This is a genomic window from Salinirubellus litoreus, assembly GCF_037335815.1.
Taxonomy (GTDB): Archaea; Halobacteriota; Halobacteria; order Halobacteriales; family Haloarculaceae; genus Salinirubellus; species Salinirubellus litoreus.
Window position 1 is genome coordinate 2,260,915 of record NZ_CP147841.1, and the last position, 16,752, is coordinate 2,277,666.

Genomic DNA, 16,752 nt, shown 5'->3' on the forward strand with positions numbered 1-16,752 from the left:
ACCGACACGTGTCTTTCCTCTCGCTCTCGATCGGGACGCTTCTCCCCCTCGCCGCCGAGGCGACCAGCGGCATCGCCCCCGTCCTCGTCGACCTCCTCCCGATATTCGTCGTCGCGGCCGGCGTAGGTATCTTCGTCGCCAAGGTCGGCCGGTTCCCCTACACCATCGCCCTCCTCCTGGCCGGGCTCGCCATCTCCGTCATCGGGTTCCTCCTCTTTCCGGAGGCCGATCGGCTCGTCGACATCGAACTCACCCACGACCTCATCTTCCTCGTCCTCCTGCCGCCGCTGCTGTTCGAGGGCGCGGCGACGACCGACCTGGAGCGGCTCCGGCGGAACCTCGGGCCGGTGCTCGCGCTCGCCGTGGTCGGGCTGATCGTCGCCGTCGTCCTCCTCGGGCTCGCGGGCCAGGCCGTGTTCGGGTTCCCGCTCCTCGTGGCCCTGCTGTTCGCGTCGATGATCCTCCCGACGGACCCGGTGAGCGTCCTCGCCCTGTTCGAGGAGCTCGGCGCACCCGAGCGGCTCTCCGTGCTGGTCGAAGGCGAGAGCCTCATCAACGACGGCGTCGGCGTCGTGCTATTCCTGACGTTCCTCGGGCTCGTCGAGCAGGGCCGGACGGTGGAGTTCCTGCTGGAGCCGAGCGAGCTCGCGCGGACCGCGATGGAGATCACCGTCGTCTCGGTCGGCGGCCTCGTCGTCGGCCTCGTCCTCGGGTACATCGTCTACAGCGTGATGGTGAACCTCGACGACCACATGACCGAGATCGTCCTGACGTTCATCCTCGCGTACGGCTCGTTCCTCGTCGCCGAGCACGTCCTCGCCCGGGTCATCGGCTTTCACCTCTCGGGGGTCATCGCCACCGTCGTCGCCGGGCTGTTCATCGGCAACCGCGGTGCCGAGTACGCGATGAGCCCGCAGACGAAGATCTCCATCTTCAACTCGCTCGAGACGGCCGCGTTCCTCGTCAACACGTTCATCTTCATCACCATCGGGGCGACGACGCCGATCGACCAGCTCGCCGCACACGGGCAGCTCATCCTGCTGGCGATACCGCTCGTCCTCCTCGCCCGGGCGGCGGTCGTCTATCCGATCTCGGCGATCGCCAACCGGCTCGACACCGACTCGCCGGATATCTCCAGGTCGTACCGCCACATCCTGGTCTGGGGCGGACTCCACGGATCGATCCCTATCGCGCTCGTCCTCGGGCTCCCGAGGGTGCTCGCTTCGGGGGAGCCGTTCGCCTTCTACGACGAACTCCGGGCGATGGTGTTCGGCGTCGCCGCCTTCTCGCTGGTCGTCCAGGGGCTGACGATGGGGCGCCTGCTCGATCGGCTCGGGGTCGCCACCCGCTCGGAGAGCGAGGAGCTGTACGAACTGCTCCTCGGGCGGGCCCGGGCGGTCGACGCCGCCGTGGAGGCGGCCGACCGGCTCCACGCCGCGGGGGAGATACCGGAGACCGTCCACGACGACTTCACCTCCGAGTACGGGCGCGAGAAGGCGGACCTGAACGACACCCTCTCGCGGCTCATGAGCGAGCACCCCGAGCTCCGTCGCGAGTCCCTCCTCGCCGGCGAGCGCCGTGTGCTCCAGGAGGAGAAATCGGCCCTGATGGACGCGATACGGAACGGGGTCGTCGGCGACGACCCCGGCGAGCGCCTGCTGGAGGAGGTCGACATCAAGCTCGACCGGGTCCGCTCCGGCGAGACCACCGTCGAGCGGCGCGAGGAGGGCTACGAGGAGTTCTGGCGTCAGCGCGCACGCGAGTTCGGCCTCGACGTCGGCGTTCAGGAGGATCAGGAGGAGGTCGAGGGGACCTCCGAACCGGCGCACGGCGACGACGGCTGACCCGCTTCGGTCCTGTCCCCCACGCCCCCTGACCAGTCGGCGTCCTCCTCCTGCGTACGTTCCTCCCTGACCGCCGTCAGAGTGTAGTAGCCGTTCTCGTGGCAGAACTCAGCACACTCCTCGTTGATCACTCCTCGCGAGATCACCCGGTAGCCGAGGTCGGTCAGGCCCGTCCGGACGGCCGCTTCGGGCGAGCCGAAGCGGCCGGCCGTGTTGGCGACGATGGCGCGCGGTTCGATCGACAGGTTCCGCAGTATCCTCGCCTCGGGTCCGTCACAGTCCAGTACCAGGACGTCACAGGGCGGGAGGGCCCTCGCGGGTACCGCCGGCGCGTCCCCAACCTCCCCGATCGGTTTGTCGACCCGCTCGATGAGGGCGTGGAGGACGGAGATCCGGTCGCTCAGACCGTCGTACTCCGCGGCTTTTCGGATATCGCGGACGCGTTCCTCCGCGGCCTCGTAGGTGAGGACGGTCCCCGACTCCCCGGCGTGCCGTGCGGCCACGACCGTCGTCACGCCGAACCCGCCGCCGACGATCACGACCGTGTCGCCCTCCGAGACCTGTTCGCGTATGCCGTCGACGGTCCCGGAGTCGTAGTTCGGCTGGTCCCGGGCGCGCCACGAGACGGCGGGGAACAGCCAGTCGAGGGGCCGCTCGAAGACGTTCACGTAGACGGAGTTGTACTGGGCCTGCCTCTCCTTCGGGAGGTAGGGTCGGACGCGCTCGAACAGTCGCCCGAGACCCTCGTAGAGATCCCCGGTCGTTCCGCTCGTCAGCAGGTCGGCGCACAGTTGTCGTAACTGTCCCACGTTTCAATTATAGGGAGCTTCCACGCCTAATAACAGTTTTGCTTGCAGAAAATTTATGCTCTCAAGATTAGACATCATGCCTCCGTTCGGGTTTCCCCGAGAGGGGATTCCGATAGCCCCGCCCCGGCTCAGAACGGCGGGACGACGTAGGCTCCCGAGGGCGTGAGTAGCTCGCGGACGCCGAGGAGGAGGGTGCCCGTCACGGCGAGCAGGACAACCGTCCTGACCACCCACAGCCAGGCCGACGGGAGCGTCGAGGTCTCGCTGAGGCCGGTCCCCTGTGTGATCTCGTCGACGGCGTCGTCGGCGAGAACCCAGCCGACGAAGGTCACGACCAGCAGCACCGCCAGCGGGAGGAAGAGGTTGACCGCGATCCCGTCGAACCACGACAGCCAGGCGGTGTCCCACGCCGAGGGGACGCCCAGCGCGAAGACGACCGCCCCGAGCCCGACCGCGGTCCCCTTCCGCCCGAACCGGTAGTGGTCGATGACGTAGGAGGTGACGACCTCGAGCAGCGAGATGGCTGATGAGAGCGCCGCGATGAGGACGACGGCGAAGAAGACGAAGCCCACGGCCCGTCCGGCGGGGAGTTCGGCCAGCGCCGTCGGCACGCTGATGAACACCGCCCCCGGCCCGGCGGTGTCGGGCGAGACGCCCTGTGCGAACAGCAGGGGGAAGACGACGAACCCAGCGAGCACGCCGATGAAGGTGTTGAACACGGCGATCGTGCCGCCGTCGACGCCGAGGTTCCGGTCCTCGCCGATGTACGAGGCGTACGTGATCATGACGCTGAACCCGAGCGAGAGCGAGAACAGCGCCTGACCGACCGCCGCGGGGACGACCGTGGTGAGGTTCGAGAGGATCGCGTCGACCTCCGGTGTGAGGAAGAACCCGTACCCGGCCCCGCCCCCGGGGAGCGTCGCCGCGTAGGCCGCGATGGCGAGCATGAGCACCACCACGCCCGGCACCATGAACTTCGTCGCCAGCTCGATCCCTCCCTCAACGCCGAAGGCGACGATACCGACGGTCAGTAGCATGAAGACGGCGTGCAGCACGAGCGCCTCCGGTCCGGCGGAGACGGCACCGAAGTAGTCCGCGGGGTTACCCAGGTATCCCCCGGTGACGCTGCCGACGAGGTAGCGGATCACCCACCCGCCGATGACGCTGTAGTACGACAGCACCCAGAACCCGGTGAGGACGCCGAGGGCCCCGACGGCCTTCCAGCGCGGGTGACCCAGTCGGTCGAACGCGTCGATGGCGTTGAGGTTCGCCCGCCGCCCGACGACGAACTCCGCCAGGATGGCGGGGACCCCGACGAGCGCCACCGCGACGAGGTAGACGACCAGGAACGCCGCCCCGCCATTGGTCGCGGTCTGGAACGGGAACCGCCAGATGTTCCCCAGACCGACCGCGCTCCCGACGGACGCGAGGATGAACCCGAGCCGCGTCGCCCACGTCTCCCTGTCTGCCATTTCCGTTCACGTAGTCCGGGCCCGCCTGAAAAGTCGTACGAAAGGGACCGGTGCGGGAGGACCGCGGGGACCGCCCACGAGAGGGGAACGTATAACAGCCGTGCCGTCACAGGCCCACTCATGGCCCTACGGATGCCGCCGTTGCGCGACGCCCACGCGGAGCGGGGCGCGAAGTTCACCGAGTTCGGCGGCTGGGACATGCCCGTCGAGTTCGACTCGATCAGAACCGAACACGAGGCGGTCAGGGGGTCGGCGGGGATATTCGACGTCTCGCACATGGGCCAGATCGAGGTGTCGGGACCGGACGCGCTCGCGCTCACCGACCGGCTCACCACCAACGACGTCTCGGCGCTCGACCCCGGCGACGCCCAGTACGCGGCCATCACCGACGAGGAGGGGGTCATGCTCGACGACGTCGTCGTCTATCGCCTCCCCGAGGGCGGCGAGGCCGACTACCTGTTCGTCCCGAACGCCGGCCACGACGTGGAGGCCTTCGACCGGTGGGTGGACTACCGCGACGAACACGACCTCGACGCGACGGTGGAGAACGTCACCGCCGACGTGGCGATGTTCGCCGTCCAGGGGCCCGACGCGGCCGACCACGTGGCCGATGCGGTCGGAGCGGTCGCGCGGGACCTCTCCTTCTTCGAGGCGATGTACGCGACCGTCGAAGGGGTCGAGGTACTGCTCTCGCGGTCGGGATACACCGGCGAGGACGGGTTCGAACTGATCTGTCCGGCCGACACCGCCGGGACGGTCTACGGGGCGTTCGAGGGGCTCCAGCCCTGCGGGCTCGGCGCGCGTGACACGCTCCGCATCGAGATGGGCTTTCTCCTCTCGGGGCAGGATTTCGATCCCGAGACCGACCCCCGGAACCCGTTCGAGGCCGACATCGGCTTCGCGGTCGACCTCGACACCGAGTTCGTCGGCCGGGACGCCCTCGCGGCGGCGAAGGAGGCCGGCATCGAGGAGCGGCTGATCGGCTTCGAACTCCTCGAACGGGGGGTCCCCCGCCACGGCTACGACGTCGTCGACACCGACGGGCGGATCATCGGCACCGTCACCTCGGGAACGATGTCGCCGACGCTCGGCGACCCGATCGGAATGGGGTATCTCCCGGTCGAGTACGCCGATCCGGGGACGGCTCTGCGGGTGGTCGTCCGCGGCGAACAGAAGGAGGCCCGCGTCCGGAACACACCGTTCATACAATGAGCTTCGACGTACCCGACGACTGTCAGTATCTGGAGACACACGAGTGGGCCCGGCGGACGAACGGGACCGCTCGGGTGGGAATCACCGACTTCGCACAGGACGAGCTCGGCGACATCGTGTTCGTCGAACTCCCCGCCGAGGGCGACCGCATCGAGGCCGACGAGGAGTTCGGCGTCATCGAGTCGATCAAGGCCGTCTCGGACCTCTACGCACCGGTGTCGGGCACCGTCTCGGCGGTCAACGAGGAGCTGTTCGACGCGCCGGAGCTCGTCAACGACTCGCCGTTCGAGGACGGCTGGATGCTCGAGGTCGAGTACGACGACGGCTCCGAGTTCGACGACCTGCTCTCGCCGGCGGAGTACGCCGAGCAGACGGAGTAAGCGTCGCGAGGAGGCGGGCTCAGCGGACGGTGTCGCTTCCACGTCCGTCCGTTCCATCGGCAGCGAACGGTTCCCTCGGGACGGGGAGATCCCGGATCTCGATCCGTGCGCCGTCGCCGTCCGCCTCGACCGCCGAGACGGTTCCGCCGTGGCTCTCGACGATGTCGTCGACGATGGCCAGCCCGAGCCCGGTCCCGCCGGTCGAGAAGCCGCGCTCGAACACCCGGTCGCGCTCCTCCGCCGGGATACCGGGTCCGTCGTCGACGACCGCACAGCCCGATTCGAGGGGCTCGACGGCGATCGAGACCGTCTCGCCGCCGTGCTCGACGGCGTTCCGGAACAGGTTCTCGAACAGCCGCTGGAGCCGCTCGGGGTCGCCGTCGACGGACGGGAGATCCTCCCCGGCGTCGAGGCTGGCCTCGGGGGTCCCGACGGCACTCCAGGCTCTGTCGACCACCCGTCGGAGGGTGACCCGTTCGCGGTCCGCGGTCCCCTCCCCCTCGCGGGCCAGGGCGAGCACGTCCTCGATGAGCCGATCCATCCGCTGCGCGCCGTCGAGAACGTCGTCGACGTGGTCGAGGTCGCCGGTCTCGCGGGCGAGCTCCGCCCGCCCGACGATGACCGACAGCGGGCTCCGGAGGTCGTGAGAGACCACGCTCGCGAACTCGTCGAGCCGCTCGTTCTGGCGCTCCAGGGCATCCTGGTGGGCCGCGCGGTCGAGCGCCGTCTGGCCCGTCCTCGCGTACACCACGACGAGGTCGCGGCTCCGGTCGTCGAACTCGCGGGTCGGTGGCAGCGTCACCGCCAGCAGCCCGTGCTCGGACAGGGGGACGTAGAGCCGCTCGCGCTCGTTCGGCGCGCCGACGATCCGCTCCTCGCCGTCCCGGAACCCCTCGGCTCCGGAACGGTCGGGGGCGGTCGGCGTCCCCTCGACGGCGGGTTCGAGTCCCGACGGCCCGTTCAGCCAGACGGCACAGCTCGCGTCCGGAATCGCACGCTCGATCCCCTCCGCGAGCAGTTCGGCGACGCGGGCCTCCTCCTGGGTGCCGAGGAGCGAGTGGCTGGTCTCGCTCAGCTGTGAGAGCCGGTCGCGCTCGGCCGCGTACATCAGCGCGTTCGTGCGGGCCTCCTCGGCCCGGCGGGCCGCCTCTACGGCCCGGACGGACTGTAGACCGATCAGCAGACCGCCGACGGTCCCCAGCCCCGAGAAGAAGAGTACCTGGAGGGTCAGCCGCGCGCGGCTCGTCACGCCGGTTCCGGTGAGATCGGCACCGAGGTAGACGACGAGGGCGACCCCGCCGCCGAGCGTGACGAGGCTACCGAACACCCACCGCGCGACCGTCCAGTAGGTCGCCGCGTCGAGGCTGCTCCAGAGCATGTAGACGAGGCCGGCGAGCAGGAGGACGCCGGGCATCGCGACCACCGCGGTCATCAGCTCCCCGGTACCGAACCGGACGTCGTGCGCGACGGCGGCGGCGACGAGGCCGATACCGAGGACCGTCAGGGCCGTCGCTGGCACCGCACCACCGCCCTGTTCCGCGGTCGCAGTCACGTCCGGGATTTCAGGAGGACTCCGGTAGGCCTTTCGCCCGACTCACTGCTCGATTCCCGGCGGAGATCCCCCGTACGGCCCGCCCGATGCTCAGACGAACCGAGTCGTTCATAGGCCGGCCCTCGTTAGCGCCAGCCATGAACCAGGAGGTACGTACCCGTGGGCAGTAACCGGGGCAGTCCGTTCGCGCCGCACACGACAGCCGAGCGCGACGCGATGCTGGAGGTGGTCGGCGTCGAGAGCGAGGAGGCGCTGTTCGACGTCCCCGAGCCGGTCCGGTTCGACGGTTCGCTCGGCATCGAACCCCGCGACGAGCGGAGCCTCGTCCGGGAGGTCACGGCGACGCTCGGGCGCAACGACGACCTCGTCGAGTTCCTCGGCCGGGGGCGACACGCCCACTACGTCCCCTCGGTCGTCGATCACCTCGCCGACCGCTCGGAGTTCCTCACCAGCTACACCCAGTACCAGCCCGAGGTCGCACAGGGGTTCCTCCAGGCGCTGTTCGAGTACCAGTCGCTGCTGGTCGAACTCACGGGGCTCCCGGTGGCGAACTGCTCGATGTACGACGCGGCGACGGCGCTCGGCGAGGCCGCGACGCTCGCCTCCCGGGTCCGGGCGACGACCGGCGACCGGGTGCTCGTCCCCGAACACCTCTCCGAGGGTCGCCGCGAGGTCCTGGAGAACTACGTCGTCGGGGGCGACCTCTCGGTCGAGTCATACCCGATGGACGACGGCGCGGTCGACGTCGACGCCCTCGCGGACCTCGTCGACGAGGACTGCGTGATGCTCTACGTCGAATCACCGACCGTCCGCGGAGTGATCGAGGAGTCCCTCTCGGAGATGGGGACGCTCGCGGACGAGCACGAGACGCTCTACGTCCTCGGATCCGACCTCGTGGCGCTCTCGCTGCTCGAACGCCCCGCCGACGTCGGTGCCGACGTGGTGGTGGGCGACGCCGCGCTCGGGCTCCCCACCGCCTACGGGATGGGTCTCGGGCTGTTCGCCTGCCGCGAGGAGTTCCTCCGGCAGGTCCCCGGCCGGCTGGTCGGCGCGGGCGAGGACAGCACGGGCGCGCGAGCGTACACGCTCACACTCCAGACCAGGGAACAGCACATCCGCCGCGAGCGGGCGACCTCGAACATCTGTACGAACCAGGCGTGGGTCGCCCTGCGCGCGGCGATGCACGCCTTCTCGCTCGGACCCGACGGGCTCCAGTCGCTCGCATCCGACTGCGTCACCTGGGCCGACGAACTCGCGGCACGACTCGACGGCGTGACGGGGCTGAAGGCCCCCGTCCACGACCGCCACCACATGCGCGAGTTCCTCGTCAACACCGACCAGCCCGCCCGCGCGGTCGCCGACGACCTCCGTGACTCGGGGTACGCCGTCCACGTCGTCGGCGAGCACCGGATTCAGGTCTGCGTGACCGACACCAACCACGACCGCGTCGACGGGTTCGTCGACGCCTTCGAGGAGGCCGCACGATGAAGTACGATCAGGCACGCTGGACGGACGACTCCGGGGAGCTGTACGAACCGCTCCTCTCCGAGAAGTCGAACGAGCGGGTCGAGGCCGGGAGCGGAAACGGGGACGAGAACGCGAGCGGCTCGCCGCTCCCCGACGACCTGACCCGCGACTCGCTCGAACTGCCCGCCCCCTCCGAACCCGAACTGGCCCGCCACTACACGCGGCTCTCGCAGATGAACTACGGCGTCGAGTCCGGGCCGTTCCCCCTCGGGTCGTGTACGATGAAGTACAACCCGAAGTTCACCGAGGACATCGCGGCCCACCCCGCGGGGCTGGTCCACCCGGGCCGTGACCCCGAGACGGTCCAGGGGAACCTCGAACTGCTCTACGGGCTTCAGGAGCAGCTCGCGACCATCGGCGGGATGGACGCCGTGACGCTCCAGCCGCCCGCCGGTGCCGCGGGGGAGTTCACGGGCATCCTGATCGCCCGGGCCTACCACGAGTCCCGGGACGACGACCGGAGCGAGGTGGTCATCCCCGAGAGCGCCCACGGGACGAACTTCGCGACGGCGGCGATGGCCGGCTACGACGTCGTCTCGCTCCCGAGCGACGAGGACGGACGGGTCGACCTGGAGGCGCTGGAGGCCGCCCTCTCCGAGGAGACCGCGGCCCTGATGCTCACGAACCCCAACACGCTCGGGCTGTTCGAGCGCGACATCGAGGAGATCGCGGAGATGGTCCACGATTCGGGGGGACTGCTCTACTACGACGGCGCGAACCTCAACGCGCTCCTGGGACAGGCACGCCCTGGCGACATGGGGTTCGACGTGATGCACTACAACGTCCACAAGACGTTCGCGACGCCCCACGGCGGGGGTGGCCCCGGTGCCGGCCCCGTCGGTGTCGTCGAGGAACTCGCCGAGTTCCTCCCCCGGCCGCACGTCCGACGGGCCGGCGGCGGGTACGAACTCTACGATCCCGAGCAGTCGATCGGGAAGGTCCACGGCGACCTGGGCAACTGGCTCGTCCTCGTGAAGGCCTACGCCTACATCGCCAGGCTCGGCGACGAGGGGCTCGCCGACGCGAGCGCCAAAGCCGTCTTGAACGCGAACTACCTCGCCTCGCGGATCGACTACGAGATCCCCTTCGGACCGTTCCACCACGAGTTCGTCGCCAGCGCGGGCGAGCAGGACGCCGCCGACGCCGCGAAACGGATGCTCGATCACGGTGTCCACCCGCCGACGACGAAGTGGCCGGAGATCGTCGACGAGGCGCTGATGACCGAACCCACCGAGGGCGAGAGCCGCCGGTCGCTCGACCACCTCGCGGCGGCGTTCGAGGCCGTCCGCGAGGAGGACACGGAGACCCTGGAGACCGCCCCCGAACGCACGGCCGCCCGGCGCATCGACCAGGCGGATGCGGCGCGGAACCCGCGGCTCTCCTGGCAGTCCCTCGACGACGAGGAGTGACTGCGAACGGCCCGCTCACCCCCTATCCCGGCGTTCGCGACCCATCGGCGAACGCCCGAACTGCCCTTTCCGACCTCCCGGGGAACGTCGAACTCGGCACGGCGGGCGGCAGGTAACCCGGGTTCCGCCTCAGAGTTCGAGGACCTGTCGTATCTGCCCGCCCGCTTCGAGGGCGGCCATCGCCTCGTTCACCTCCGCGAGCGGCCGAGTGTCCGTGACCAGGGGATCGAGCGAGAGCCGGCCGTCGACGACGAGGTCGGCGAGCTTCGGGATGGCGAGCGACAGGTTGTACGACCCCGAGAGCGATCCTCTGATGGCTTTCTCGCCGAACAGCATCCCGTAGACGTCGAGGTCGACGCTCCGGTGACCGAACGCGGGTACCCCGACAACGATCACCTCGCCCCGCGAACCGACGGCGTCGAGCGCCTGCGTGATGACCGCCTCGTGGCCCGTCATCTCGAAGGCGTAGTCCGCGCCCCCGGGACGGATCTCCCGTATCCGCTCGGCGACGTCGTCCACGTCGTTCGGGTTCACGGTGTGTGTCGCACCCATCTCCTCCGCGAGGTCGAGCTTCTCGTCGACGAGGTCGACGGCGATCACCGTGGAGGCGTCGCGGATCCGCGCGGCCTGGATCCCGTTGAGGCCAACCCCGCCCGCCCCGAAGATCACGACCGAGGACCCGAGTTCGATATCGGCGGTGTTCTCGACCGCGCCGAACCCGGTGAAGACGCCACACCCCAGGAGACACGCCCGGTCGAAGGGCAGTTCCTCCGGGATCGGGATCGCGACGTCCTGCGTGACGAGCGTGTGCCCGGTGAACGAGGAGACGCCGAGGCAGTGGTGGATCGGCTCGCCAGCGCGGGCGAAGGGGACGTTCCCGTTGCGGAGGCGTCCCGACTCGTTCGCGGGCACGCGGCGTTCACAGAGATGCGAGAGACCCTCGCGGCACCGCCGGCACCGACCGCAGGCGATGCGCCCGAGGACGACGTGGTCGCCGGGTTCGAGGCCCTGCACCTGCTCGCCCACCTCGCGAACGACGCCCGCCCCCTCGTGGCCCAGCACCAGCGGGTAGGGGACGTCGAAGTGGCCGAGCGCGAACCCGACGTCCGTGTGACAGAGGCTCGTCGCGCAGATTTCGACGAGGACCTCCTCGCCCGCCGGGTCCTTCACCTCGACCGGCTCGACGGAGACCGGACGACTCTCCGCGAAGTCGTGATCGTCCGTCGGCGCTTCGAGGACCGCGGCCATCGACTCGGTCGGCATGAGCCGTCACTCTCTCCGGGGGGTGATATACTGTGTGTCGGTGGCGTACGGGTCACGATCCCGCCCGCTCCTTCGATGCCGACCCTCACGCCGGTCCCCCGGCGGTGTCGGCGGCCGGGGCCGACCGGAACCGGGAGAGTGCGGCGGTACAGACGAGGCCGGCGGCGGCCCCGAGCGCGAGCGTCACGAACGCGAGGCCGAACCCCGAGTAGTCGAGGGCGAGCCCGAACACCACCGGCGAGATCACCGTCGCGAAGAAGCCGACGAACGACTGGACCGACAGGGCGGTCCCGACGCGGTCGTCGGCGACCGCCTCGGTGACCGCGGTCGAGGTCGGCGAGCTGTCGGCGGTCAGCGCGAGCCCGTAGACCAGGAGCAGCGCCACGAGTGCCGGCAGCGACAGCCCGGCGAGCGCGACGATCGAGGCGCTGATGAGCCCGCTCACCGCGAGCGCGACCGCGACGGTCCGGGCCCGGCCGATGCGGTCGGAGAGCCACCCTCCCACGAGGTTGCCGGCCCCGCCGACCGCCATCGTCACCCCTACCAGTGTCCCGGCGAGAGCCGTCCCGCCCGCGGCCACGACCGCCGGGACGGTCACGAGGAACGCGAGCAGCCAGTTCCTGACCCCGAGGACCTCCCAGGAGTGAAAGGAGTAGACCCCGACGGCCGAGAGGTACGTCCGGTTGCGGAGCAGCGACAGGTCGAACGAGAACCCCCCGCTCTCTCCGCTCTCTCCGCTCTCGTCGCCGCGAGCCGTCGCCGACGGGCTCTCCCTCGCCAGCGCGAGGAACGCGGGGCCGGCGACGAGCGCGCCGACGCTGGTCGCGGCGACGGCCGTCCGCCAGCCGACGGCCGCCGCGATGTTCGACGCCAGGAGAAACGAGAGCCCGCTGGAGAACGAGAACCCGCCCACGTAGACGCCCATCGCCCGCCCCCGTTCGGATTCGGGGTACCAGTCGCTGACGAAGCGCATCCCGGGGACGTAGATCCCCGCCATCGCCATCCCGCCGAGAAAGCGGAGGGCGGTGCCGACGAGGAACCCGTCGGCCACTCCCGCGAACGCGAGGCTCGCGACGCCCGTCCCGACCGCGCCGACGGCGACGACCGGGCGCGGCGAGTACCGATCCGCGAGCATCCCCATCGGGATGATGGCGAGCATGTAGCCGGCCTGGAACGCGCCGAAGATGACCCCGGCGTCGGTTCCCGAGAGGCCCCAGTCCTCGACGATCAGCGGGAGCACGGCCGAGTAGTTGAACCAGACGAGCACCGACAGGAGGAGGGTGCCGGTCGCGACGGCGAGCATCCGGGTCCGGCCGCGCATCCGGTTCAGCCCTCCCCACCCGACGGATCGACGGCGAACCGTCCGTTCGTTCCGACGGAAGGCCACACTCCCGGCCCGCGCGGGGCGTGGCGTCCCCTCCGACCGCACTCCTCGATGAACGACGTGACTCGCGTCCGGGGTTCCTCGGACCGATCGGTCATACCCCCTCCCTGACCCCGCCCCCTCTTGATTCGCCCGCTCGATCGTCGCTCCAACTCTTTTCCGGATCCGCGTGCCAATGATCCGGGCATTTCGTATCTCGGTATACGGTTTATGGCCCCGGTCTGGGAGGCAACGTCCCCGACCGGAGTCAGTGACACGACTTATAACCGGAACGCCCCGACCTCCCGGCAGATGGTGGTTTCGTCCTACCGCGTGGGGTTCCTGGAGGGGGAGGGCCGCTCGCCGGAGGAGCGGGCGGCGTTCGAGTGGTGTGCCGACGTGTTCGACGCCGAACGGCTCTCGCTGGAGACGATCGCGTCCGGCAGCATGGATCTCGACCGATTCGACGCGCTCTGGTGGCATCACGACCGGCCGCTCCCGGAGTCGGGTGTGGGGAACTGTACCGAGGTGCTCTCCGACTACCTCGGGGCGGGCGGCGGCCTCCTGCTGACGCTCCGCGCGCTGGAGGCCGTCGAGGTTCTGGGTATCGACCCCGTTCCACCCGACGTCGCGGGCGAGACGCGCGTCGAGGAGCCGATCGGCTACCTGGCTCACGCGCTGTACGCGGACCACCCCATTCTCTCGGGGCTCGGCGACTCCATTCGGGTCCACACGCGCGGCCCCGGCGGGCGGGCGGCGGGTGCGTGGTACGAGGCCGTTCTCCCTGCGCACGGGGACGTCCTCGGGGCGACCGTCGAGGGCGAGATCGACCACCCATCGCGGTCGGCGCTCTGCTCGTGGCGACCCGGTGACGGGCTGGTCGTCGGTGCGGGGGTCGCACTCGAGTTCGCGGAGCTCGACGACGACCCGTTCGCACACGCGGGGGCGGCGCTCGTCCGGAACGCCCTCGTGACGCTCGCTCGCGGTCCCGAGTCGTTCGCGGGGATGGACGTCGAACCGACCGGTCGCTACGGGGGGACGTCCCACCTGTCGTCGATGCGCCGGACGCTCGAACCCGACCACCACCGCCCGGCCTACCACCTCGCGCCCCCGGCGAACTGGCTGAACGACCCGAACGGACTCGTCCACTGGGACGGCCGGTACCACCTGTTCTACCAGTACAACCCCGCGGGCCCGTTCCACGGGTCGATCCACTGGGGGCACGCCTCCAGCGAGGACCTCGTCACCTGGCGCGACGAGCCGGTCGCGCTCGCGCCCGACCCGGACGGACCGGACCGCGACGGTTGCTGGTCGGGGTGTATCGTCGACGACGACGGCACGCCGCGGGCGGTCTACACCGGCGGCAGGGACAGACGACAGCTCCCCTGCCTGGCGACCGCGACCGACGACACCCTCCGGCGGTGGGAGAAGGACCCCGCGAACCCCGTCGTCCCCGAGTCTCCCGACGACCCCGACATCCTCGAGACCGAGGACTGGGCCGCGGAGTTCCGCGATCACTGCATCTGGCTCGAGGGCGACACCTGGTACCACCTGATCGGATCGGGCGTGACCGACGTCGGCGGGACGGTCCTCCTGTACGAGTCGGAGGGCGACCTCCGGGACTGGCAGTACCGGGGGCCGATACTGGTCGGTGACTGGCCGAGTGCGGGCCCCATCTGGGAGTGTCCGGAGGTGCTGTTCTTCGAGGAGTGGGACCTGCTACACGTCTCGAACATGGACAACGTGGACTACTTCGTCGGCGAGATGGATATCGAGGAGGGGACGTTCCACGTCGAGGACTCGGGACGCCTCGACTACGGCGGCTTCTACGCCCCACAGTCACTCGAAACGCCCGACGGACGCACCCTCACGTGGGGGTGGCTGCCCGAGGCACGCGGCCCGGCCGAGCAGTGGGACGCCGGCTGGTCGGGGACGCTCTCGGTCCCACGGGTCCTCGACGTCGACGCGGACGGGACCCTTCGACAGCGCCCGGCCCGGGAGGTCCAGTCGCTCCGGGGTCGACACGTCGGCTACGAGGCGGTCCCCGCGGGCCCGTCCCCGACAGTACTCGACGTCCGCGGTCGGTCGCTGGAACTCGCACTGGAGGTCTCACTCGGCGACGCCGAGGCCTTCGAGCTCGGCGTCCTCGAATCCCCCGACGGGAACGAGCGGACGGCCGTCCGATGGGAGGGGGTCGACGTGGTGCTCGACCGCCGGCAGAGCGCCGGGGCCGACGGTCGCACGGGCGCGACGACCGACCCTATACGTATGCCCGTCGCCGACGAGGACCCCCTCTCGCTGCACGTCTTCGTCGACGGATCCGTCGTCGAGGTGTTCGCCAACGAACGACGGTGTCTCACCGGGCGGGTCTATCCCGGCCCGGAGAGTACTGGAGCTTCGATCCGAGGGATCGAGGGGGAGGCGACCGTCGAGCGTATCGATGCCTGGGAACTCTCGGACGGCTTCGACTGGGAATCCGGCTAGAAGCCGTCCGTTCCGCCGGGCTCCGGATGCCCCCCTTCCCGCCCGTAGCCCGACGGCTCGGCCGCCCGCTCGTCGAACGGCGAGTCCGGGAGCGGCTCGGAGCCGAGCGGGATGTGGCCGTGTTCGAGCGTCCCGACGATACGGGAGCGGTCGCCGTCGAGTTCGATCCGGAGGGTCGGCGCGAGCGTCCCGCCGAATCGCCGGAACTGCTCGCTCTCGGGGAGCTGTGCCACCTCGTCGAGCGACGGGCGATCGTAGTCGAAGTAGCCGAAGAAGCTGTTCACGAGGAGGTCGTCGGGGTGGTCGAACGCGAGCCAGGAGTAGGCCTGGAACGGCGCGTTTTCGGGGTTGGCGACGACGAGCCCCGAGTCGTTCAGCGGCCGGTACTCCCCGCGGAGCGAGTCGGCGACGAACCCGTAGAACCCGTCGACTCCGTCGATCCCGGGCGCGAACGTGTGGCGGTGGCTGGAGACGAACAGGTAGTACCGACCGTCCCGGCGGACGACGTGCGGTCGTTCGAGCTCCTGGTTCACACAGACGGCGTCCAGCAGCGGCTCCCTGAGTTCCCACTCGGTCGGGTCGCCGGTCGGCGACTCGGCGAGGCCGACGCTCCCGTTGAACTCCTGCTGTGCCGGGTCGCCGCCGCAGGCCTCCGAGCCCTCCGGGACGGGCGTGTTCCCCTCGAACACGAGATACGTTCTACCGGTTTCGGGGTCCTCGTAGAACCAGGGGTCCCGGAAGGTGTAGGTCATTCCCCGGGACTGGGACTCGGTCTCGTAGCGGTCGCCGTCGGGATGGAGGACGGCGCGGTGCTCCCAGGGCCCCTCGATGCGCAGCCCCTCCTCGTCGGCCTCGACGGTCCCGCCGTCGGCCATCGCGAGGTACTGGGTGTAGCTCAGGTGCGCCTCGTCGCTCTCGCCGGCCGCCGTGTAGTAGAGGTAGACGTCGCCGTCGTCGTGCAGCACCGACCCCGCCCACTGCCGCGATCCGAGCTCGCCGCCCGAGAAGACCGGCCCCCCCGAGTGCCAGCGACGGCCGTCGCGGGAGTAGAAGTACCGGATAGTCGCGACGTCGTGACGCTTGCCCGGGAGGAGGTCCGACGGGGCCGTGAGCGAGAGGATCACCCGCCAGCCGTCGATCTCGGCGATCGAACCGTCGCGGTTCCGGAGGAGCCACGTGTCCCAGATGTGGACCGACGGGTCGAGCGGCCGGTCGGGCGGGTAGATGATCGGCGCGACCGTCCCCGCGTCCCGGCCGACCCGGGTGGCCCGTTCGCGGGTCCACGCGGGGGTCGCCGCTCCCCTCCGCGTCGCGTCGTCCTGATCGCTCATACCCGACCCTGGCGCAGCCGGGCGATTGAAGCTTGCTACATCCGGCGAACCGGATCGACGCCCGAGCCGGGCGAGAGACCGCCCCGCCGTCGCCGGGGGACCGACC

Annotated in this window: 12 protein-coding genes; 6 read left to right on the plus strand and 6 right to left on the minus strand. The window is 70.1% G+C overall.

The annotated features are described in order from the left end of the window. Window positions 1-29: 29 nt before the first annotated feature. Window positions 30-1,844, plus strand: a complete 1,815-nt coding sequence (locus tag WDJ58_RS11150) for a cation:proton antiporter (protein ID WP_380661592.1) — start codon at window positions 30-32, stop codon at window positions 1,842-1,844. On the opposite strand, the gene WDJ58_RS11155 is transcribed toward WDJ58_RS11150, so the two are convergent. Beyond that, window positions 1,793-2,653 (minus strand): hypothetical protein, encoded by an 861-nt coding sequence (locus WDJ58_RS11155; protein ID WP_338917782.1) that lies wholly within the window; start codon window positions 2,651-2,653, stop codon window positions 1,793-1,795. The two genes, WDJ58_RS11150 and WDJ58_RS11155, sit on opposite strands and share 52 nt — an antisense overlap. 128 nt (window positions 2,654-2,781) lie before the next feature. Beyond that, window positions 2,782-4,125, minus strand: coding sequence for a sodium-dependent transporter (locus tag WDJ58_RS11160; RefSeq protein ID WP_338917783.1), 1,344 nt, complete (start codon window positions 4,123-4,125; stop codon window positions 2,782-2,784). Window positions 4,126-4,245: 120 nt separating this feature from the next. Between WDJ58_RS11160 and gcvT the strand changes: the two genes are divergently transcribed. Further along, entirely contained in the window at window positions 4,246-5,337 is a 1,092-nt protein-coding gene (gcvT, locus tag WDJ58_RS11165; RefSeq protein WP_338917784.1) for a glycine cleavage system aminomethyltransferase GcvT, read from the plus strand. Beyond that, entirely contained in the window at window positions 5,334-5,717 is a 384-nt protein-coding gene (gene gcvH, locus WDJ58_RS11170) for a glycine cleavage system protein GcvH (RefSeq protein ID WP_338917785.1), read from the plus strand. The genes gcvT and gcvH overlap by 4 nt, the downstream gene beginning before the upstream one ends. Window positions 5,718-5,736: 19 nt before the next feature. Here the strand turns inward: gcvH and WDJ58_RS11175 are convergent, their stop codons facing one another. Then, window positions 5,737-7,269: a sensor histidine kinase gene (locus WDJ58_RS11175; protein ID WP_338917786.1), complete on the minus strand. Its 1,533-nt coding sequence runs from the start codon at window positions 7,267-7,269 to the stop codon at window positions 5,737-5,739. Window positions 7,270-7,428: 159 nt separating this feature from the next. Between WDJ58_RS11175 and gcvPA the strand changes: the two genes are divergently transcribed. Continuing rightward, window positions 7,429-8,757, plus strand: coding sequence for an aminomethyl-transferring glycine dehydrogenase subunit GcvPA (gcvPA, locus tag WDJ58_RS11180; protein WP_338917788.1), 1,329 nt, complete (start codon window positions 7,429-7,431; stop codon window positions 8,755-8,757). Next, a complete protein-coding gene (gene gcvPB / locus WDJ58_RS11185; RefSeq protein WP_338917789.1) occupies window positions 8,754-10,205 on the plus strand; it encodes an aminomethyl-transferring glycine dehydrogenase subunit GcvPB in 1,452 nt (483 codons plus the stop codon). Before gcvPA ends, gcvPB begins: the two co-directional genes overlap by 4 nt. Before the next feature lie 129 nt (window positions 10,206-10,334). Here the strand turns inward: gcvPB and WDJ58_RS11190 are convergent, their stop codons facing one another. Further along, window positions 10,335-11,468, minus strand: coding sequence for a zinc-binding dehydrogenase (locus tag WDJ58_RS11190; protein WP_338917791.1), 1,134 nt, complete (start codon window positions 11,466-11,468; stop codon window positions 10,335-10,337). An 85-nt stretch (window positions 11,469-11,553) separates the two neighbouring features. Beyond that, window positions 11,554-12,789: an MFS transporter gene (locus tag WDJ58_RS11195; RefSeq protein ID WP_338917792.1), complete on the minus strand. Its 1,236-nt coding sequence runs from the start codon at window positions 12,787-12,789 to the stop codon at window positions 11,554-11,556. Window positions 12,790-13,143: 354 nt separating this feature from the next. Here WDJ58_RS11195 and WDJ58_RS11200 point away from each other — a divergent pair, with 354 nt between their 5' ends. Then, window positions 13,144-15,315, plus strand: a complete 2,172-nt coding sequence (locus WDJ58_RS11200; RefSeq protein ID WP_338917793.1) for a glycoside hydrolase family 32 protein — start codon at window positions 13,144-13,146, stop codon at window positions 15,313-15,315. Here WDJ58_RS11200 and WDJ58_RS11205 read toward each other — a convergent pair. Then, on the minus strand, window positions 15,312-16,646 hold the full coding sequence (locus WDJ58_RS11205; RefSeq protein WP_338917794.1) for a glycoside hydrolase family 68 protein: 1,335 nt from the start codon (window positions 16,644-16,646) through the stop codon (window positions 15,312-15,314). The genes WDJ58_RS11200 and WDJ58_RS11205 overlap by 4 nt on opposite strands. Window positions 16,647-16,752 lie beyond the last annotated feature (106 nt).